Source organism: Amycolatopsis sp. CFH S0740, assembly GCF_004522315.1.
GTDB lineage: Bacteria > Actinomycetota > Actinomycetes > Mycobacteriales > Pseudonocardiaceae > Amycolatopsis > Amycolatopsis nivea.
The window spans coordinates 123,424-141,131 of the sequence record NZ_SDLS01000024.1 but is presented as its reverse complement, the minus strand read 5'-3'; the positions used below and the strand labels follow the sequence as shown (position 1 = coordinate 141,131).

Here is a 17,708-nt window from a genome sequence, read left to right as displayed (position 1 = left end):
ATGGGCATCTTCGAATACGCGCCCGCGCCGGAATCTCGCGCTCTGGCCAATCTGAAAGAGCAGTACAAGCCGTTCATCAACGGCGAGTTCGTCGACGGTTCCGGCGAGCCGCTCAAGACGGTCAACCCGGCCACCGAGGAGATCCTCGCCGAGGTCGGCACCGCGTCGGAGTCCGATGTGGACATCGCGGTGAAGGCCGCGCGCAAGGCGTACACGTCGGTCTGGTCGAAAATGCCGGGCGCCGAGCGGGCGAAGTACCTGTTCCGCATCGCGCGGCTGATCCAGGAACGCTCGCGCGAGCTGGCGGTGCTGGAGACTCTGGACAACGGGAAGCCGATCAAGGAGTCGCGCGATTCCGACGTGCCCACCGCGGCCGCGCATTTCTTCTACCACGCGGGCTGGGCGGACAAGCTCGGCTACGCGGGATACGGCCCGGACCCGAAGCCGCTCGGCGTCGCGGGCCAGGTGATCCCGTGGAACTTCCCGCTGCTGATGCTGGCGTGGAAGATCGCGCCCGCGCTGGCCACCGGGAACACCGTCGTGCTGAAGCCGGCCGAGACCACGCCGCTGACCGCGCTGGTGTTCGCCGAGATCTGCCAGCAGGCCGAGCTGCCGCCGGGCGTGGTGAACATCCTGCCGGGAGCCGGCGACATCGGAGCGTCCATTGTGGAGCATCCGGACGTCGACAAGATCGCGTTCACCGGCTCCACCGAGGTCGGCAAGCTGATCCAGCGCACCGTCGCGGGCACCCGCAAGAAGCTGACCCTGGAGCTCGGCGGCAAGGCGGCGAACGTCGTGTTCGACGACGCCCCGCTGGACCAGGCGGTGGAGGGGATCGTCAACGGGATCTTCTTCAACCAGGGCCACGTCTGCTGCGCGGGTTCGCGGCTGCTGGTGCAGGAATCGGTGGCCGAGGAGGTGCTGGAGAAGCTCCGGTACCGCGTCTCGACGCTGCGGCTGGGCGACCCGCTGGACAAGAACACCGACCTCGGCGCGATCAACTCGGCCGAGCAGCTCGCGAAGATCCGCGGCCTCGTCGAATCCGGCGACGCGGAAGGCGCGCAGCGCTGGACCAGCCCGTGCCCGGTGCCGGACCGCGGGTTCTTCTTCGCGCCGACGGTGTTCTCCGAGGTCCACCAGTCGATGCGGATCGCCCGCGAAGAGATCTTCGGCCCGGTGCTGTCGGTTCTCACCTTCCGCACCCCAGAAGAGGCCGTGGCGAAGGCGAACAACACGCCGTACGGGCTGTCCGCGGGCATCTGGACCGAGAAGGGTTCGCGCATTCTGTGGATGGCGAACCAGCTCCGGGCAGGCGTTGTCTGGGCCAACACGTTCAACCGCTTCGACCCCGCCGCCCCGTTCGGCGGCTACCAGGAGTCCGGTTTCGGCCGCGAGGGCGGACGCACCGGTTTGGAGGCCTACCTCAATGTCTGACCGGATTTCCGTCGCCAAAACCTACAAGCTTTACCTCGGCGGCAAATTCCCGCGCTCGGAATCGGGCCGGGTCTACCCCGTCACCGACGCCAAGGGCGCCTTCCTGGCCAACGCGGCCCACGCGTCCCGCAAGGACCTGCGCGACGCGGTGTCCGCCGCCCGCAAGGCGTTCCCCGGTTGGTCGTCGGCAACTGCATACAACCGCGGCCAGGTGCTCTACCGCGTCGCCGAGGTGATGGAGGGCCGCCGCGCCCAGTTCGCCGCCGAGGTAGCCGCTTGTGAGGGCGTCGCCGCGAAAAAGGCCGAGTCCCTTGTGGACGCCGCCATCGACCGCTGGGTCTGGTACGCGGGCTGGACCGACAAGATCGCCTCGGTCCTTGGCGCCGCCAACCCGGTCGCCGGGCCGTACTTCTCCTTCACCACGCCCGAACCCACCGGGGTCGTGGGCGTCCTCGCGCCGCAAGAGTCGAGCTTGCTGGGTCTGGTGACCGTCCTGGCGCCTGTCCTGGCCACCGGCTCGACAGCAGTCCTGGTCTCCAGCGCGGACCGCCCCCTGCCCGCCATCACCCTGTCCGAGGTCCTGGCCACCTCCGACGTCCCCGGCGGCGTCGCGAACATCCTCACCGGCCACGCCGCGGAACTGGGCCCCTGGCTGGCCTCGCACGGAGACGTCAACGCCCTCGACCCGACCGGCGCGACCCCCGAGGACCGCGTCACCCTGGCCCAGGAAGCCGCCGGAACGGTGAAGCGCGTCCTGTCCGTCCCCGACTCCGAACCAGACTGGACAGCCGAACCCGACCTGTCCCGCCTGCGTCGGTACCTGGAAGCGAAAACCGTCTGGCACCCCATGGGCGTCTGACGTTCGAGCTCACCCAGACCGCCGTTCCGGTTAAGCCGGAACGGCGGTTTTGTCTGCGGCCATTCGAAAAACTGCGCAGCGGGCAGGCTTGCGCTTGGGTTGGGCGCGCCCAGTCCGCGGTTGCGCGAAGCTCTCGAACTCGCCGAATCGTCGGCCAGCGCTTGTCCGCGATCGACCTCACCGGGCGTGGACGCGTGCTCGTCAGCCCGGACGAGGTCGGCGGGCCGCGGATCAACGTCTACTCCGGCACCCGCTCCCACCTCGTCGACACGCTCGCCGAACTTGCCTGAACGAGCATCACCGAGCCCCAACATTTCGCGCCACAACCCTATCCTTTCGCGAAATTCTCTGCCAACATGTGCCATTGGGGAAATTTCGACAACCCCGTGTCCGGTACAGGCGCCGCCAGCACGTCAGGAGGACTCCGCATGACCCCGCATCCCGCCCAGTCCGAAGAAGCACTTGCCCTCGAGTTCCTCGGCACCACCAGCGCGGGCGGCAACTGCCCCAACGCTTATCGCACCAACCGCGGCACGTACGTCGTCCAGGGATACCGGGTCACCGACGAGCAGGCGTTGCGGCAACTGCACGAACGCGGCATGCCCGACACCGAGACGGCCGTCGAAATCCCCGCCGGCCTGCTCAAGTTCTTCCCGCAGGAAGCCTGAGCACGACGACCGGCGCAGGCGAGGCAAGGGCAGCCCGGCGATTCAGACGCACTAGTCGCCCAGGATTTCTCGAAACTCGACCCCAGGTGTGGGAAGATGCCATCGGGTTCGAGGAATTCCGCATGCGATAGCGAGGGCGAGTGCCTACCAGTTTCGAGAAACGCCGGGCAGAGCTTGGCGATCGCCTGCGCCGGCTCCGGGTCGACGCGGGCTACGAGACCGGAAAGGATTTCGCCAGGGCCATCGGCTGGAACGCGCCCAAGGTCAGCAAGATCGAAAACGGCAGGCAGACCGTCGGCGACGACGACCTCGACGCCTGGGTCGCCGCCGTCGGCGGGCCGCCGGAGCTGGCCGCGGAACTGCGCGAGCAATTGGTCGAGGTCCGCGACGCGCACGCCAGCTGGAAAGACAAAGTCCGCGACGGACACCGCGCTCGGCAAGAGGAATCCATTGCCCGAGAGGCCAGAGCGCTACGAATTCGGGCGGTAGATCTCCGAATTGTCTCCGGATTACTGCAAACCCCGGAGTACGCGCGGCATACGCTGCTCGCCCACGCCCGGATCCACGGCGGCGGACAGGACATCACCGAAGCCGTCCGGGCGCGGATGCAGCGCCAGCAGATCCTCTACGAACCCGGCCGGACCATCGAACTGCTCACCTCCGAGGCGGCGCTGCGCTATCCGAACGCGCCGCACGAGGTGATGATCGGGCAGGTGCACAAGCTGCTCGCGCTGCTCGGCACCCCCAACATCCGCTTCGGCATCATCCCCGCGGACGTCGTCGTGCCCTACCCGGTCACCTCGGACTTCTGGGTCGTCGACGACGTCGCGATGGTCGAAACCCCCGAGGGCGAGCACATCGCGAGCGACGTCGACCCGTACCACGAGGTCGCGGATCTACTGTGGACAGTCGCGGCCGAGGGCGACGCCGCCAGGGCGGTGCTGCTGCGGGTGCTCGATTCGCTCACCCGCGCAGCCCCGCCCGGCTGACCAGTAATCCCTTACACCGCAGGCGCTTCGCCGGCCGTCATCGCACCGACGTCGATGGTGTGGCTGTCGGCGCCGGCGTCGACCGCGCCGAGGGTCCAGTCCACCGTCACGTTCGGGTCGATCGGGTCGCCGTGCGGGTTGGAGGCGGCCGGGGCGGTCATGGTCAGCGCGTTCGGCGTCTGCTGCTCGTCGTCGGAGCCGATCGCGGTCCAGTGCAGCGGCACGTACGCCGACGAACCGTTCGCGATCAGCACCGGCGGCGCGTCGGCCGGAGCCTCGTTGTTGACCAGGACGTTGTGCGCACCGACCAGGTCGACGTCGGCCCGGCCGGAAAGGACGCACCGCTCGCCCTGGTTCGCGGTGAACTGCATCGCGGCGTTGCGCTGGCCCGCGCCGGCCCCGCCGTAGACGAGCTTGGTGCTGAACTGGTTCGCGGTGCACGGAAGCGCCGACGACTCCGTGGTCGTGGCACTGGCGGTACCGGCGAAGACCGCGGCCGCGCCTCCGGCGACGGCGACTGCGACGGCAATTCGGCGGATGTTCTTCATTGTTCGTCCCCTCTCGCGTTTTCCGGCGGCTCCGCACCGGCTTTCACGAGATAAGACGTCCCCGTCCGCGACTCGATGGCCCGTTGTGAGATCACCCCCGCCGGAGCAACCCCGATCGTCCCGTCGCGTCCGAAGAAGCGGTCAGAGCAAGTCTTCCTTGTCGATCGGCCGCCCCGGCAGCGTGGTGGCCGGACCGGCGCGCAGGCCGTCGATCATGATCGCGATGTTGCGCGCCGTCGCCATCTCCGGCGATTTCAACCGGTGCGCGGGCAGCTGCCGGATCAGCCGGGCGAACAGCACCGCGACGTCTCCCGCGCCCACGTCCTTGCGCAGCGTCCCCTCGGCCTGCGCCCGGTCGACCAGGCCTTCGACCTCGAGAAGCACCGCTTCGCGCAGGTGCGCGACCTCGGGGTCGTCCTTGAGAATTTCGTGCGCTCGCTGCGACAACATGGCCAATTGCATCGACAACTGCAGCTCCGCGCCGTGATACAGCAACTGCACCAACGCTTCCCACGCCGTCGGCGCTTCCACCGACAGCCGCCGGGCGCTGTCCAGCACGCCCGCGAAATTGTCCACCGCCACCGCGCGGATGAGCGCGTCGCGATCCGGGAAGCGCCGGTAGAGGGTGCCGACGCCGACGCCGGCCGCGCGCGCGATCTCCTCCATCGGGACCTCGGGACCGTGGCTGGCGAAGATGACGCGAGCCGCGGCGATGATCTGGTCGCGGTTGCGTTGCGCGTCCGCCCGCAGCGGCGTCTCGGGGTCTGCACTCATACCCGGCCTTCCCTTTTCCCGGTTGGCGCGCATTCTCGCACGCCGGACCAGCTGCGCAAACGTGCCGGCAACCCGGGGCGGACAGCAATTGTCACCCCGTTGCTAGTGGACGGCGATCCTCCACTTCGGTACCTTGGGCAGTGAACCGGAATGTAATCCTCCACATTCATTCCGTAACGGGGCAAACCCACCACAGGGGGTTCAGATGACCGAAGTCGCCCAGCCCAGCCGCACCCAGCCGGAGCAGGCCGCGTTCCCGATGAAGCGCACCTGCCCGTTCGCGCCGCCGCCGGAGTACGACCGGTTCCGCGACGCTCGCGCGCACTACGTCGAGCTCGAGCACACCGGCCAGCGCGCCTGGGTGCTCAACCGGCACGAGGACCTGCGGGCGATGCTGAACGACCCGCGGTTCAGCTCGGACCGCTTCAATCCGGGCTTCCCGGTCCTGTTCAAGGACGGCCAGCAGCGCCGTCCGAGGCTGCGCCCGTCGCTGATCGCGATGGACGCCCCGGAACACGGCCCGGCCCGGCGCAGCGTCGTCGGCGAGTTCACCGTCAAGCGGATGAAGGCGCTGCAGCCGCGCATCCAGGAGATCGTCGACCAGCACATCGACGCGATGCTGGCCGGCGACAAGCCCGCCGACCTGGTGTCGGCGCTGTCGCTTCCGGTGCCGTCGCTGGTGATCTGCGAGCAGCTCGGCGTTCCGTACGCCGACCACGACTTCTTCCAGACGCACAGTTCACGGCTCCTCAACCGCGAAACAGGCTTCGAGGAACGCAGCAAGTCCGTCGAAGCGATGCAGAATTATCTGTCCGAGCTGGTTTTCAAGAAGGAAACCGCACCGGCGGACGATTTGCTCAGCCGCCAGATCGCGAAGAAGCGCGAGGAAGGCAACTACGACCACGACGACCTCGTGTCGCTCGCCTTCCTGCTGCTCATCGCCGGGCACGAGACCACCGCGAACATGATTTCGCTCGGCACCGTCGCGTTGCTGGAGAACCCGGACGCGCTCGCCGCGATCAAGGAGGATCCGGGCAAGACCCTCGACGCCGTCGAGGAACTGCTGCGCTACTTCACCATCGCGGAATTCGCCACCACCCGCGTCGCCCTCGAAGACGTGGACATCGCGGGCGTCACCGTCAAGGCCGGAGAAGGCGTCCTCGGCCTGAGCTACGCGGCCAACTTCGACCCCGAGGTCTTCCCCGAGCCCGAGCGGCTCGACATCACCCGCGGCGGCAGGCACCACGTCGCGTTCGGCTTCGGCGCGCACCAGTGCCTCGGCCAGAACCTTGCGCGGATGGAACTGCAGATCGTCTTCGACACGTTGTTCCGCCGTATTCCGACGCTGCGGCTCGCCGCGCCGGTCGACCAGTTGCCGTTCAAACACGACTCCGGCGTCTTCGGGCTCTACTGCCTCCCGGTGACCTGGTGAGGGGGAAACGATGACTGCCACTGAAGAACTCCGCATGCCGGTCGCCCGGACCTGCCCGTTCGCCCAGCCGGAGCAGTACGTCCGGATGCGCGAGCAGAGCGCGCTCACCCGCGTGCAGATCCCCGGCGGCAAAGAGGCTTGGGTTGCCTCGCGGCACGAGGAAGCACGGCAGATCCTCGGCGACCGCCGATTCTCCTCCGACCGGTTCCTGCCCAATTTCCCGTTCCTGGCCGAGGGCGGGGCCGCGATCCTCACCAACGCCAAGCAGAAAGCCATGATCGGGATGGACGCGCCCGAGCACGGCGAGGCCCGCCGGGAGGTGCTCGGCGAGTTCACCGTGAAGCGGGTCGAGGCGATGCGGCCGCGGATCCAGGAGATCGTCGACGGCCTGATCGACGAACTGCTCGCCGGGCCGAAACCGGCGGACCTGGTGGAAAAGCTGTCGCTGCCGGTGCCGTCGCTGGTGATCTGCGAACTGCTCGGCGTCCCGTACGCCGATCACGACTACTTCCAAGAGCGCACCATGGCGCTCATCCGGCGCAGCACCAGCGTCGAAGACCGGAAGAAGGCGTCCGAGGAACTGCGCGCGTACCTCAGCGGCCTGGTCGCGGCGAAGGAGAAGGACCCGACCGACGACCTGCTCGGCAGGCAGATCGTCAAACGCCGCGAGGAAGGCAATTACGACCACGACGCGATGATCGGGCTGGCGTTCCTGCTGCTGGTCGCCGGGCACGAGACCACCGCGAACATGATCTCGCTCGGCACCATCGGGCTGCTGGAGAACCCCGGGCAGCGCGCGACGATCGAGGCCGATCCGGGCAAGACGCTGCTCGCGGTCGAGGAACTGTTGCGCTACTTCACGATCGTCGAAGGCGCGACCGCGCGGGTCGCGACCGAGGACGTGGAGATCGGCGGCGTCACGATCAAGGCGGGCGAGGGTGTGCTCGTGCTGGGCTACGCCGCGAACTGGGACCCGGACGTGTTCGAGAGCCCGGAAAAGCTCGACCTCGAACGCGGCGCGCGCCACCACGTCGCGTTCGGGTTCGGACCGCACCAGTGCCTCGGCCAGAACCTGGCGCGGATGGAACTGCAGATCGTGTTCGACACGCTGTTCCGCCGCGTTCCGACACTCACGTGCACGGTCCCGGCCGACGAATTACCGGTGAAGAAGGACGCCACGATCTTCGGCCTGTACCAGTTGCCGGTGACCTGGTAGAGATCAGAGTGCTCCCACCACAAGCCAGGAAGAGGCCATCATGAAGATCATCGCGGACACCGGCAAGTGCGTCGGCGCCGGCCAGTGCGTGCTCACCGAGCCCGCGCTGTTCGACCAGAGCGAGGACGACGGCACGGTCATCGTCCTCAACGACACCCCGGACGGCGAACTGGTCGAGAAGGCGCGCGAGGCCGTGAACATCTGCCCGAGCCAAGCGCTTTCGCTGGAGGAGTGACCTGACCGGTCCCCGGTTTCGCGCCGGGGACCGGCCTTTCACGCGGCAAGACGGACGGCGGTCACCGCGGCGGTCGAGTAATTCGTCGTCAGCCTGCCGCCGCGCGCGTCGATCGCCGCGCCGACCTCAGCCAGGATGCGGTCGCGCTGCTCCGGCGTCGCCACGGTGACGCCGCCCTGCGTGGCGAGCAGGTCCAGCCATTCGTCGCGGCTGTAGTCCTGCGTCCAGGCGTATTGCCAGTTCTCCGCCGCGCCGAACGCGCCGGTCCCGGCCAGTCCGTCCGCGGCTTTGTCGAGCATCGGCTGGTAGGCGTCGGCGCTGGGTTTTTTCAGGTAGTTGCCGCTGAACGGCGAATCCGGCATCGCCCGGCGCAACGCGTCCGCCAGTGCCAGGGAAATTTCTTCCGGTGGCATGAACACGTGCCAGAACGCGACGAACCGGCCGCCGGGGCGGAGCACTTGCGCGGCTTTCGCGGCTCCCGCGGCCGGGTCGACCCAGTGCCACGCCTGCCCGGACACGAGGGCGTCGAACGTCCGCCCCGCCGGGTCCCAATCCTCGAATTTCGCGACCTCGACCGGGAAAGCGCGCCGGGCGAACTCCGCCATCCGCGCGTCCGGCTCGACGCCGAGCACGACGGCGCCGCGGGCGTGGAATTGCCGCCCCTCGATGCCGGTGCCGCACCCGACGTTGAGCAGGTCCTTCCCTGGGCTGGCGGCGAGGACGGCGGTCACCAGTTGGTCCGGGTAACGCGGGCGGGCCCGGTCGTAGCGCTCGGGATCGACGCCGAACGACTCCGCCATGGTCCGGTGCTGATGCGGTTCGGGACGAGGTAAAGTGGGCATGTGCCCACCATAGTGGGCAAGCGCCCACTATGGCTAGGAAGGACTGTCAAAGTGCCCACCGGGATCCATCTCCGCGACGTTCGCGCTCAGCTTTTCGACGCCTCGGAACGGGTTTTGCTGCGCGAAGGACCGAGCGGACTCACCAGTCGCGCCGTCACCACCGAGGCGGATTGCGCGAAGGGCGTGCTGCACCGGCATTTCGAGGATTTCGACGCGTTTCTCGCCGCACTGGTGCTCGACCGGATCCATCGCCTCGAAGCCCGCGCGGAGGAGCTGCACGCCGGGACCGGCGACGTGGTCGAAACGGTGGCCGAGGTGCTCACCGAGGTCTTCTCGTCGGTCGCGGTGTCGATCGTCGCGCTGATCACCTTCCGCGACGAACTGCGGCACCGGCTCCGGGCAGCGCGGCCGGGTCCGGGGATTCCGCTGGCGACGGACGCGGCGCACGTACTGGCGAATTACCTTGCCGCGGAACAAGAACTCGGCCGGATCTCCCCAGATGCCGATGTGAAGACACTGGCCCCGACGCTCATCGGAGCCGGTCACCTGCTCTTCGCGGATCGCACCGGAGAACCGCCCAGCGAGGAAGCCGTTCGCCAGATGGCGAGCACGGTCCTCGCCGGCGCCCTCCGCTGACTCACCCGATGCCCGTCGCGACCGCGGCCACCGACAGCGCCAACGCACCGAGCGCGCCGACCACTCCGTACCGCGTCAGCGTGCGTCGGTCATCGCGGTCCACGACATACCGCGCGGCCGCCACCGCGAACGCGATACCGCCGACGATGAACCACGGTCCCCAGAGGTAGAGATACCAACCGACCAGGTTGGAAAGCGCTGGATCGACCGCCACGGCTCCGGTCTTCACCAGCACGCCCTGCACGACGAACAGCCCGCCGTGCCAAGTCAGGAGGATCGAGGCACCACCGCCGCAGAACACCATCGTCCGGCTGAGCCACCGGCCGCGCGGCCGCGTCAGGCTGACGCCGACCACCGCGCCGAAAACCTTCAGCAGTCCGGTGATCACCAGCACGGCCACAAACCACGGCACCCGGTCCTGCGCGAGCTTCACCAGCGACGGCGACACCGTCGACTGCGCGCCGAACGTACTGCCGGTCGCCCAGACGAAGCTGGGGATCGCGAACAAGAGGCCCCACACCGCGGCGGCGTAACCCGGCCATTTGCGCAACTCGGCTTGCTTCAGCGTCATGCGTCAAGCGTCGCCTGGAGCACGGCGGAGGGGATCCGGCGCGAGGGGGAAGCGTCTCCCCCCCCCCCCCCCCCCCCCCCCCCCCCCCCCCCCCCCCCCCCCCCCCCCCCCCCCCCCGTGAGAGGTAGGCGGTCGTGAGTGTTCATGCCGGTGCTAACCGGCATGAACACTCACGAGCCGTTCAGCCCAGCCGCAGCGTCGTCTTCGGATCGAACGCGTGCGTCTCGCCCTCGCCGCGCAGCGCCACCCGGACGTTGTCGCCGATCCGCGGCGGCGTCCGGCCGTCGACCCGGACCACGAACCGGTCGTCGCCGACCTTGCCGTGCAGGTACGCGTCCGCGCCCAGTTCCTCGACGAGTTCCACCACCAGCTCGAAACCGTCGTCGGCCTCGCCGACCAGGCGCAGCGACTCCGGCCGGATGCCGAAGACGATCTCCGACAGCCCAGCCGCCGCGGTCCGCACCTCGGTGGGCAGTGGCACCACCAGGTCGCCCAGCTGCACGCCGCCGTCGGTCAACGGCAGCGTCGCGAGGTTCATCGCCGGCGACCCGATGAACCCGGCCACGAACGAGTTCTCCGGCTTCTCGTACAGCGACCGCGGCGACGCGCATTGCTGCAGCACGCCGTCCTTCAGCACGGCCACCCGGTCGCCCATGGTCATGGCTTCGACCTGGTCGTGGGTCACGTAGATGGTCGTCGTGCCGAGCCGTTGCTGGAGTTTCGCGATGTTGGCGCGGGTTTCCACGCGCAATTTCGCGTCCAGATTGGACAGTGGCTCGTCCATCAGGAACACGCTCGGCTCGCGCACGATCGCCCGGCCCATCGCGACCCGCTGCCGCTGCCCGCCGGACAACGCCTTCGGTTTGCGGTCGAGGAACCGCGACAGGTCCAGCATCTTGGCGGCCTCGTCCACCCGCTTCTTGATGTCGGCCGCCGAGAAACCGCGCAATTTCAACGCGAAACCCATGTTGTCGGCGACCGTCATGTGCGGGTACAGCGCGTAGGACTGGAACACCATCGCGATGTCCCGGTCCTTCGGCGGCAGGTCGGTGACGTCGCGGTCGCCGATCCGGATCGCGCCCTCGTTGACGTCCTCCAGCCCGGCGAGCATCCGCAGCGCGGTCGACTTGCCCGATCCGGACGGGCCGACGAGCACGAGAAATTCGCCGTCCGGCACCTCGAGGCTCAACTGGTCGACCGCGCGGACGCCCGGGTTGCCGGGGTAGACACGCGACGCCTGGTCGTAAATCACTTCAGCGGACATCTGCGTTCTCCCTTACTTCACAGCGCCCATGGACAGGCCGCGCACCAGGTGGTTCTGCGCGATCCAGCCGACGATCATCACCGGCAGCGAGGCCAGCAGCGCGGCGGCGGACAGCTGGGCCCAGTACAGGCCCTCGCTGGTGATGAAGCCGACCAGGAACACCGGCACCGTGCCGGCCCGGGCGGCGGTGAGGTTGACCGCGTAGAAGAACTCCGTCCAGGAGAAGATCACGCAGATCAGCGCGGTCGCGGCGATCCCGGGCGCGACCACCGGCATGATGATCTTGCGCAGCAACGTCGGCAGGTTCGCCCCGTCGATCCGCGCCGCCTCGATCATTTCGCCGGGGACTTCCAGGAAGAACGACCGCATCATCCAGATCGCGAGCGGCAGGTTCATCGCGGTGTACAGGATGATCAGCGCCCACACCGTGTCCAGCAGGTTGGTGTTCTGCGAGATCACGTACAGCGGGATGATCGCGGCCACGATCGGCAGCATCTTGGTCGACAGGAAGAAGCCCAGCGCGTTCTTCGTTCCCTTGACCGGGGCCAGCGACAGCGCGTACGCGGCCGGGATTCCCAGCAGCAGCACGAGCAGCGTCGAAATCACCGTGACGAACGCCGAATTTCCCAGGTACGGCAGGAAACCGCTGTTGAGGACGTTCGAGATCTGGTCGAACGTCGGCGTGAAGAAAAGCTTCGGCGGATCGGTGTAGGCGTCGTTCTCCTGCTTGAACGCGGTGAGGATCATCCACAGCAGCGGGAAAACGAACAGGATCGCGATGATCCAGGTCGCGACGGTCAGCGTGCCGGGGCCGTAGCGGCGTTTGGTCCGGCGGCGCGGAGGCGGCGCGGTGTCGGTGGCGGCGGGCGAGGCGGTGGCGGTTGCGGTGCTCACTTGACTCCTCCGTCCACGGAGAACGCGCGGAACATCAGCCGCAGCGCGAAGGTCGCGACGATCATCGTCAGGATGACCACCACCACGCCCATCGCGGACGACTGTCCGATGTCGAAGCCCTCGAACGCGCGCTGGTAGATGTAGAACGGCAGGTTCGTGCTGGCCGTGCCCGGACCGCCTTGCGTCATCAGGAAAATCGCGTCGAAGCTGTTCACGATGTAGATCGCGCCGAGCAGCGTGGCCAGCTGCAGGAACCGCGAAAGGTGCGGCAGCGTGATCGACACGAAGGTGCGCCAGCGGCTCGCGCCGTCCACCGACGCCGCCTCCAGCACCTCCTTAGACTGGCTCTGCAGCCCGGCGAGGATCAGCAGCGTCATGAACGGCGTCCACTGCCAGATGATCTGCGCCATCACCGCGGCCAGCGGGAACTGCGAAAGCCAATCGGTGTCCGTGCCGAACACGAAGTGCAGCAGCCCGTACGTCGGGTCGAACACCGTCGTCTTCCACAGCAGCGCGCCAGCCGCTGGGAGGATGAGGAACGGCGTGATCAGCAGCGTGCGGACGAAGCCGCGGCCGGCGAACTTCCGGTCGAGCAGCACCGCGAGCCCGAGTCCGAGCAGCAGCGAGAGGAACACGCAGACCACGGTGAGCACCACGGTGTTCAGCAGCGCGCCGAGGAACGTCGTGTCGGTGAAGACGTCGATGTAGTTGCGGAAACCGACGAAATGCCGAGAGCCCGGACGCACCAGGTTCCACGACTGGAACGAGTAGAACAGGGTGAGCAGGAACGGGATCTGCGTCACCGCGATCACGAAGATCAGCGCGGGCAGCAGCGGCAGCCGCCGTTTGCCTGCCGAACCGGTCACCTTCTTGGCGGCGGGCTTCGCGGTCGCCGGCGCGGTTCCGGCGGGGACGGAGAGGGTGCTCATTTCTGCACCTCCTGATACGACTTTCCGACGGTTTCCGCGTATTTCTGCGATTGCGCGAGCGCGTCGGCGACGGAGGTCTGACCGGCGATCGCGGCGGACAGCTGCTGGCTCACCCGGGTGCCGAGATCCTGGAACTCCGGGATCCCGACGAACTGGATGCCCGGGTACGGCACCGGGTTCACCATCGTCTGCTGCTGGTTGGCCGCCGCGATGCCGTCCAGCGTCGGCTGGGCGTAGGCCTTCGCGGCTTCCTTGTACTGCGGGATCTCATAGGTCGACTTGCGCGTGCCCGGCGGCACCCGGTTCCAGCCGTAGGTCTCGCCGACCTTCTTCGCGTACTCCTTGTTCGTCATCCACGCCATGAACTTCCAGGCGTCGTCCTTGTTCTTGCCGACCTTCGGAATGCCCAGCGCCCAGGTGTAGAGCCAGCCGCTCGCCTGCGTCTTGTCCACCGGCGCGGCGACGTAGCCGTTCTTGCCGCCGACGTGGCTGGTCTTCGGGTCTTCCGTGGTGCCGGTCATCGAGGTGGCGTCGTACCACATCGCGGCGTTGCCCTGGGCGTACTTGGTGCCGCATTCGGTGAACCCGGCACTGGAGGCGCCGACCTCGCCGTGGTCGCGCAGCAGGTTCACGTAGAAGTTCGCTGCCTTGGTGAACTCCGGGCTGGTCAGCTTCGCGTTCCAGTTCTTGTCGAACCATTGCGCGCCGAAGGTGTTCGCGACCGTGGTGAACGGCGCGAGGCTCTCGCCCCAGCCCGGCTTGCCGCGCAGGCAGATCCCGGCGACGCCGGCCTGCTTGTCATCGAGTTTCGCGGCGAAATCGGCGATCTGCTGCCACGTCGGATGCGCGGGCATGTTCAGCCCGGCCTTCTGGAACAGGTCCTTGCGATAGACCACAAAGGACGATTCGCCGTAGAACGGCACCGCGTACATCTGGTTCTGGTACGACAGCGACTGCCGGATGCTCGGGATGAAGTCGGCCTCGTCGTATCCCGGCGTCGCCTTCATGTGCGGTTCGAGGTTCTCCAGCCAGCCGTTGGCCGCCCACTGCGGAGCCTCGTAATTGCTGATCATCACCACGTCGAACTCGCCGCCCTGGGTGGCGGTGGACGCGGTGATCTTCGCCCTGGCCTCGTTTTCCGGAAGGGAAACGAACTTGAGCTTGATCCCGGGGTTGGCCTGCTCGAACTCGCCCTTGAGCGAGATGGCGTCCTTCATCTGCGGATTGGACACGATCGCGACGACCAGTGTCCGCCCGCCGGTGCCGAGCGCCCCGGCTCCGGCGCATCCCGTCACTAACAACGCTGTCGCGGCAAGGAGGCACAGGAGTTTACGCACCGCCACCACCTCCGGGCAGCACCTGGATCTTGAGGCCGGACCCGCTGCGCATCTTCGCCAGCGCCTCGGGGTACTGCTCGAGCGGAAGGGTGTCGGTGATCAGCGCTTCGGTGTCGATGTAACCGTTCGCGACGAGGTCGAGCGCGTTGCCGTAGCTGTTCAGCACGGCCATCGAACCGACGATGGTGATTTCGTCGTTGTAGATGCGGAACGGCGAAAGCGCGACGCGGGCTTCGGCCGGAGCGACGCCGAACACGAGCAACCGGCCACCGCGGTGCAGCGCGTTGAACGCTGCCTCGATGGCGGGTGCCGCGCCCGTGCAGTCCACTGCGGCGTCGAAGCGTTCATCGTCCAATTCGGACACATCGGCGGCCACCGCGGTCGCGCCGAGGTCGGTCGCGCGAGGCAACCGGGCGGCGTTGCGGTCGACCATCGTCACGTGCGCACCCGCGCGGATCAGGAGCTGCTGCATGATCAGCCCCATCGTGCCCGCGCCGACCACGAGGAACCGTTCGCCCGCCTCCACGCCGATCCGGCGCACGCCGTGCACCGCGCAGGAAACGGGTTCGACCAGCGCGCCCTGTTCCCAGGTCATCGAGTCGGGCATCCGGTAGCAGGTGTCGGCAGGCACCGCGACGTACTCGGCGAACGCGCCGTTGACGGTGTCGCCGGTCGCGTTCCAGTTCGCGCAGAGGTTGCCGTGCCCGGACCGGCACGGGGTGCAGTATCCGCAGTAGATCGACGGGTCGACCGCGACCCGGTCGCCGACCTTCCACTCGGCGGGCACGTCCGCGCCGAGTTCGACGATCTCCCCGGAGAACTCGTGCCCGGGGACGATGGGATACGGGGTCGGCGGGAAATGCCCGTCGGCGATGTGCAGGTCCGTGCCGCAGATCCCGCAGGCACCCACCTTCACGACGACCTGGCGCTCCCCGGGCTTCGGATCGGGAACCTCGCCGACCCGGATCTCCCCGGGCCGGTCCACGATCGCGGCGCGCATGCGTCATCACCTTCCAAGATGCTCATTTGAGCGATTTTGACTTATGCCGTAGGTAACATGCGTAGGCATTACAGGCCCCTGCCTGCGGATCCGTCAACCAGCAAAGCTCATTTTTGCGCTATCCTGCTCATGTGAGCAGGAAAAAGGGGCCACTACCGCTAACCGAGACGCTGCTGCTGGCGACCATGGCCAGGCGGTTCTACGTGCAGGGCACCTCGAAACTGGAGATCGCCGACGAGTTCGGCATGAGCCGTTTCAAGGTCGCGCGGATGCTGGACACGGCACTCGAGTCCGGACTGGTGCGGATCGAGTTCGACCTGCCCGCGCCGGTCGACGTCGAACTGTCCGACGACATCCGCCGGGCGTACCGGCTGAACCGCGTGCTCGTGCTCGAACGAGCATCCGAAAAGGAACCGAGGGAGGTCGTCCGCAAGCAGGTCGGCGCGCTGGCCGCCCGGCTGCTGGAGGAGATCGCGACCCCGGACGACGTCATCGGGCTGTCCTGGGCGCGGTCGGTCAACGCGATGACCGAGGCGATCCGGACCCTGCCGCGCTGCCCGATCGTGCAGTTGTGCGGGGTGCAGGCCGGGATGGACATGCGCGGCCGTTCGGTGGAGACGGTCAGCCGCGTGACGTCGGTGTCCGGCGGCGATTCGTACCCGATCTTCGGCCCGCTCGTCCTGCCCGACCGGCGGACCACCGAGATCCTGCGGCACCAGCCGGGCATCGCGGAAACGTTCGCCCAGTTCGGGAAACTCACCAAAGCGGTCGTGAGTATCGGGTCCTGGGAGGCCGGGGAGTCCACCGTGTACGACGCGCTGGACGAGGCCGAACGCGCCGCCATCGCGGCCCGGGGCGCGACCGCCGAGGTCGCCGCGCGGCTGTTCGACGCGGACGGCAACTCGCTCGGCACCGGGCTGGCGCACCACGTGCTGGCGATCAGCCACGAGGAGCTGATGGCGGTCCCCGAGGTGATCGCGATCGGTTACAGCCGCCCGAAAGCCGAAGCGGTGGACGCGGTACTGCGTTCCGGGTTGGTGTCGACGCTGGTCACCGACGCCGCGGCGGCCGTCCCGTTACTGGAGCTGGCGCGGGCCAGGCCATTGCCCTCGTGAGCGAGCTGCGCTTCGAGCACCTGGTCGCCGTACTCCGCCGCCCAGCGCCCGAACCCCTCGATCGGGCCGAGGAAACTCGCCCCTAGCCCGGTGAGCTGATACGCCCCGTCCGCGCGCTCCACGAGCCCGTCGCGTTCCAGCTTGCGCACCGCCTCGGTCAGCACCTTCGCGCTGATCCCGCCGATGCGCGTGCGCAGTTCGCCGTGCCGCAGCGGGCCGCTTTTCAACGCCCACAGCACGACCGGATGCCAGGTGTTCGCCACCAGGTCGAATGCGAGCCGGGTGCGGCAGTCGGCGATGAAGTCCATGGTTACCTTTCGGTTCCTGCCGGAGTTCCTAACGTCGCTTGCGTACAACCACGCGACGACAGGAGACCTTCCCATGCGCATCGCCCTCTTCGGCACCGGCGGAATGGCGTCCGCCCTCGGCGGCCAGTGGACCCGGCACGACCTGACCGTCTCCGGCCGCTCCCCCGCGCACGCCGCCGCCTTGGCCGCTGAACTCGGTGCCGAGACTTTGGACTGGGCCGAGGCCGCTGCCCGGGCGGACGCCATCCTGCTGGCCGTCCCCACCACCGCCCTCGAAGCCCTGCTCACCCCGCTCGACCTCACCGGCAAAGTCCTCATCGACTGCACCAACACCCCTGGCGCGACCGGTGAACCCGTAGCCGCGCGGATCGCCGAATATGCCCCCGGCGCTTCGGTGGTGAAGGCGTTCAACCTCGCCCACGTGGACGTCTGGCGAATGGCTCCTCCGCTGTTCGAAGGCCGCCCGCTCGGCGTCCCGCTGTGCGGTGCCCCGGAGGCCGTCGCCGTGGCAACGGAGCTGGTCCAGGACCTGGGCTGCACTCCCCTGCCCGCGGGCGGTCTCGACCGAGCCGCCCTGCTGGAAGCCGCCGCCGGACTGGCGATCGGCCTGTGGTTCGACGGCCTGGACGCGCGTTCCATGCTCATGGCCAGCTGATC

The 17,708-nt window shown here is 68.1% G+C and carries 20 protein-coding genes and 1 pseudogene; 11 read left to right on the top strand and 10 right to left on the bottom strand.

Translation table 11 applies throughout. The features are described from left to right. The 5 genes from EIZ45_RS32865 to EIZ45_RS32850 all read left to right on the top strand — a co-directional run bounded on the left by EIZ45_RS32865 (window position 1) and on the right by EIZ45_RS32850 (window position 3,950). Entirely contained in the window at window positions 1-1,434 is a 1,434-nt protein-coding gene (locus EIZ45_RS32865; RefSeq protein WP_134667554.1) for an aldehyde dehydrogenase family protein, read from the top strand. Then, on the top strand, window positions 1,427-2,293 hold the full coding sequence (locus EIZ45_RS32860) for an aldehyde dehydrogenase family protein (RefSeq protein ID WP_043835097.1): 867 nt from the start codon (window positions 1,427-1,429) through the stop codon (window positions 2,291-2,293). The genes EIZ45_RS32865 and EIZ45_RS32860 overlap by 8 nt, the downstream gene beginning before the upstream one ends. A 161-nt stretch (window positions 2,294-2,454) precedes the next feature. Next, window positions 2,455-2,583 (top strand): hypothetical protein, encoded by a 129-nt coding sequence (locus EIZ45_RS47450; protein ID WP_255443582.1) that lies wholly within the window; start codon window positions 2,455-2,457, stop codon window positions 2,581-2,583. 138 nt (window positions 2,584-2,721) lie between these two features. Next, complete coding sequence (locus tag EIZ45_RS32855) at window positions 2,722-2,961, top strand: hypothetical protein (protein WP_037816108.1); 240 nt, start codon at window positions 2,722-2,724, stop codon at window positions 2,959-2,961. Between the two features lie 140 nt (window positions 2,962-3,101). Beyond that, entirely contained in the window at window positions 3,102-3,950 is an 849-nt protein-coding gene (locus tag EIZ45_RS32850) for a helix-turn-helix transcriptional regulator (protein WP_134667555.1), read from the top strand. Between the two features lie 11 nt (window positions 3,951-3,961). Here the strand turns inward: EIZ45_RS32850 and EIZ45_RS32845 are convergent, their stop codons facing one another. Both EIZ45_RS32845 and EIZ45_RS32840 read right to left on the bottom strand, forming a co-directional pair. Next, window positions 3,962-4,498, bottom strand: coding sequence for a DUF4232 domain-containing protein (locus tag EIZ45_RS32845; RefSeq protein WP_134667556.1), 537 nt, complete (start codon window positions 4,496-4,498; stop codon window positions 3,962-3,964). Window positions 4,499-4,639: 141 nt separating this feature from the next. Then, a complete protein-coding gene (locus EIZ45_RS32840) occupies window positions 4,640-5,272 on the bottom strand; it encodes a TetR/AcrR family transcriptional regulator (RefSeq protein WP_037816112.1) in 633 nt (210 codons plus the stop codon). Between the two features lie 205 nt (window positions 5,273-5,477). Here EIZ45_RS32840 and EIZ45_RS32835 point away from each other — a divergent pair, with 205 nt between their 5' ends. From EIZ45_RS32835 to EIZ45_RS32825, 3 genes are read left to right on the top strand one after another with little or no spacing between them, the layout of a single operon-like run. After that, entirely contained in the window at window positions 5,478-6,704 is a 1,227-nt protein-coding gene (locus EIZ45_RS32835) for a cytochrome P450 (RefSeq protein ID WP_134667557.1), read from the top strand. A gap of 10 nt (window positions 6,705-6,714) precedes the next feature. Continuing rightward, the gene (locus EIZ45_RS32830) at window positions 6,715-7,920 is read left to right on the top strand and encodes a cytochrome P450 (protein WP_134667558.1); all 1,206 of its coding nucleotides are present in this window, start codon (window positions 6,715-6,717) and stop codon (window positions 7,918-7,920) included. A gap of 40 nt (window positions 7,921-7,960) precedes the next feature. Further along, entirely contained in the window at window positions 7,961-8,155 is a 195-nt protein-coding gene (locus tag EIZ45_RS32825; protein ID WP_037356317.1) for a ferredoxin, read from the top strand. A gap of 38 nt (window positions 8,156-8,193) precedes the next feature. Here EIZ45_RS32825 and EIZ45_RS32820 read toward each other — a convergent pair whose 3' ends face one another. Beyond that, on the bottom strand, window positions 8,194-8,997 hold the full coding sequence (locus EIZ45_RS32820) for a class I SAM-dependent methyltransferase (RefSeq protein ID WP_134667559.1): 804 nt from the start codon (window positions 8,995-8,997) through the stop codon (window positions 8,194-8,196). A gap of 51 nt (window positions 8,998-9,048) precedes the next feature. On the opposite strand from EIZ45_RS32820, the gene EIZ45_RS32815 reads away from it, so the two are divergent. Beyond that, on the top strand, window positions 9,049-9,633 hold the full coding sequence (locus EIZ45_RS32815) for a TetR/AcrR family transcriptional regulator (RefSeq protein WP_134667560.1): 585 nt from the start codon (window positions 9,049-9,051) through the stop codon (window positions 9,631-9,633). A gap of 1 nt (window position 9,634) precedes the next feature. Here EIZ45_RS32815 and EIZ45_RS32810 read toward each other — a convergent pair whose 3' ends face one another. The 6 genes from EIZ45_RS32810 to EIZ45_RS32780 form a co-directional block, all read right to left on the bottom strand. Next, entirely contained in the window at window positions 9,635-10,204 is a 570-nt protein-coding gene (locus EIZ45_RS32810) for a DUF3995 domain-containing protein (RefSeq protein ID WP_134667561.1), read from the bottom strand. Between the two features lie 181 nt (window positions 10,205-10,385). Next, window positions 10,386-11,468 (bottom strand): ABC transporter ATP-binding protein, encoded by a 1,083-nt coding sequence (locus EIZ45_RS32800; protein WP_134667562.1) that lies wholly within the window; start codon window positions 11,466-11,468, stop codon window positions 10,386-10,388. 12 nt (window positions 11,469-11,480) lie between these two features. Further along, entirely contained in the window at window positions 11,481-12,269 is a 789-nt protein-coding gene (locus EIZ45_RS32795; RefSeq protein ID WP_037716491.1) for a carbohydrate ABC transporter permease, read from the bottom strand. An 89-nt stretch (window positions 12,270-12,358) separates the two neighbouring features. Beyond that, window positions 12,359-13,291: a carbohydrate ABC transporter permease gene (locus EIZ45_RS32790; RefSeq protein WP_037816123.1), complete on the bottom strand. Its 933-nt coding sequence runs from the start codon at window positions 13,289-13,291 to the stop codon at window positions 12,359-12,361. Next, window positions 13,288-14,628 (bottom strand): sugar ABC transporter substrate-binding protein, encoded by a 1,341-nt coding sequence (locus tag EIZ45_RS32785; RefSeq protein ID WP_199817838.1) that lies wholly within the window; start codon window positions 14,626-14,628, stop codon window positions 13,288-13,290. Before EIZ45_RS32785 ends, EIZ45_RS32790 begins: the two co-directional genes overlap by 4 nt. Continuing rightward, complete coding sequence (locus tag EIZ45_RS32780; protein WP_043835118.1) at window positions 14,621-15,628, bottom strand: zinc-dependent alcohol dehydrogenase family protein; 1,008 nt, start codon at window positions 15,626-15,628, stop codon at window positions 14,621-14,623. The genes EIZ45_RS32785 and EIZ45_RS32780 overlap by 8 nt, the downstream gene beginning before the upstream one ends. 185 nt (window positions 15,629-15,813) lie before the next feature. On the opposite strand from EIZ45_RS32780, the gene EIZ45_RS32775 reads away from it, so the two are divergent. Next, window positions 15,814-16,743: a sugar-binding transcriptional regulator gene (locus EIZ45_RS32775; RefSeq protein ID WP_134667671.1), complete on the top strand. Its 930-nt coding sequence runs from the start codon at window positions 15,814-15,816 to the stop codon at window positions 16,741-16,743. Window positions 16,744-16,748: 5 nt separating this feature from the next. Here EIZ45_RS32775 and EIZ45_RS32770 read toward each other — a convergent pair. Further along, window positions 16,749-17,051 (bottom strand): annotated as a pseudogene (locus tag EIZ45_RS32770) (winged helix-turn-helix transcriptional regulator); the annotation flags it as partial. 73 nt (window positions 17,052-17,124) lie between these two features. Here EIZ45_RS32770 and EIZ45_RS32765 point away from each other — a divergent pair. Further along, entirely contained in the window at window positions 17,125-17,706 is a 582-nt protein-coding gene (locus EIZ45_RS32765) for an NADPH-dependent F420 reductase (RefSeq protein WP_134667563.1), read from the top strand. Window positions 17,707-17,708 lie beyond the last annotated feature (2 nt).

Bases quoted from the DNA above. Each gene is read 5' to 3' on its own strand.
- EIZ45_RS32865 (WP_134667554.1), top strand. From the start codon at position 1: ATGGGCATCTTCGAATACGCGCCCGCGCCGGAATCTCGCGCTCTGGCC.
- EIZ45_RS32860 (WP_043835097.1), top strand. From the start codon at position 1,427: ATGTCTGACCGGATTTCCGTCGCCAAAACCTACAAGCTTTACCTCGGC.
- EIZ45_RS32855 (WP_037816108.1), top strand. From the start codon at position 2,722: ATGACCCCGCATCCCGCCCAGTCCGAAGAAGCACTTGCCCTCGAGTTC.
- EIZ45_RS32845 (WP_134667556.1), bottom strand. From the start codon at position 4,498: ATGAAGAACATCCGCCGAATTGCCGTCGCAGTCGCCGTCGCCGGAGGC.
- EIZ45_RS32840 (WP_037816112.1), bottom strand. From the start codon at position 5,272: ATGAGTGCAGACCCCGAGACGCCGCTGCGGGCGGACGCGCAACGCAAC.
- EIZ45_RS32835 (WP_134667557.1), top strand. From the start codon at position 5,478: ATGACCGAAGTCGCCCAGCCCAGCCGCACCCAGCCGGAGCAGGCCGCG.
- EIZ45_RS32830 (WP_134667558.1), top strand. From the start codon at position 6,715: ATGACTGCCACTGAAGAACTCCGCATGCCGGTCGCCCGGACCTGCCCG.
- EIZ45_RS32825 (WP_037356317.1), top strand. From the start codon at position 7,961: ATGAAGATCATCGCGGACACCGGCAAGTGCGTCGGCGCCGGCCAGTGC.
- EIZ45_RS32820 (WP_134667559.1), bottom strand. From the start codon at position 8,997: ATGCCCACTTTACCTCGTCCCGAACCGCATCAGCACCGGACCATGGCG.
- EIZ45_RS32810 (WP_134667561.1), bottom strand. From the start codon at position 10,204: ATGACGCTGAAGCAAGCCGAGTTGCGCAAATGGCCGGGTTACGCCGCC.
- EIZ45_RS32800 (WP_134667562.1), bottom strand. From the start codon at position 11,468: ATGTCCGCTGAAGTGATTTACGACCAGGCGTCGCGTGTCTACCCCGGC.
- EIZ45_RS32790 (WP_037816123.1), bottom strand. From the start codon at position 13,291: ATGAGCACCCTCTCCGTCCCCGCCGGAACCGCGCCGGCGACCGCGAAG.
- EIZ45_RS32780 (WP_043835118.1), bottom strand. From the start codon at position 15,628: ATGCGCGCCGCGATCGTGGACCGGCCCGGGGAGATCCGGGTCGGCGAG.
- EIZ45_RS32775 (WP_134667671.1), top strand. From the start codon at position 15,814: ATGGCCAGGCGGTTCTACGTGCAGGGCACCTCGAAACTGGAGATCGCC.
- EIZ45_RS32765 (WP_134667563.1), top strand. From the start codon at position 17,125: ATGCGCATCGCCCTCTTCGGCACCGGCGGAATGGCGTCCGCCCTCGGC.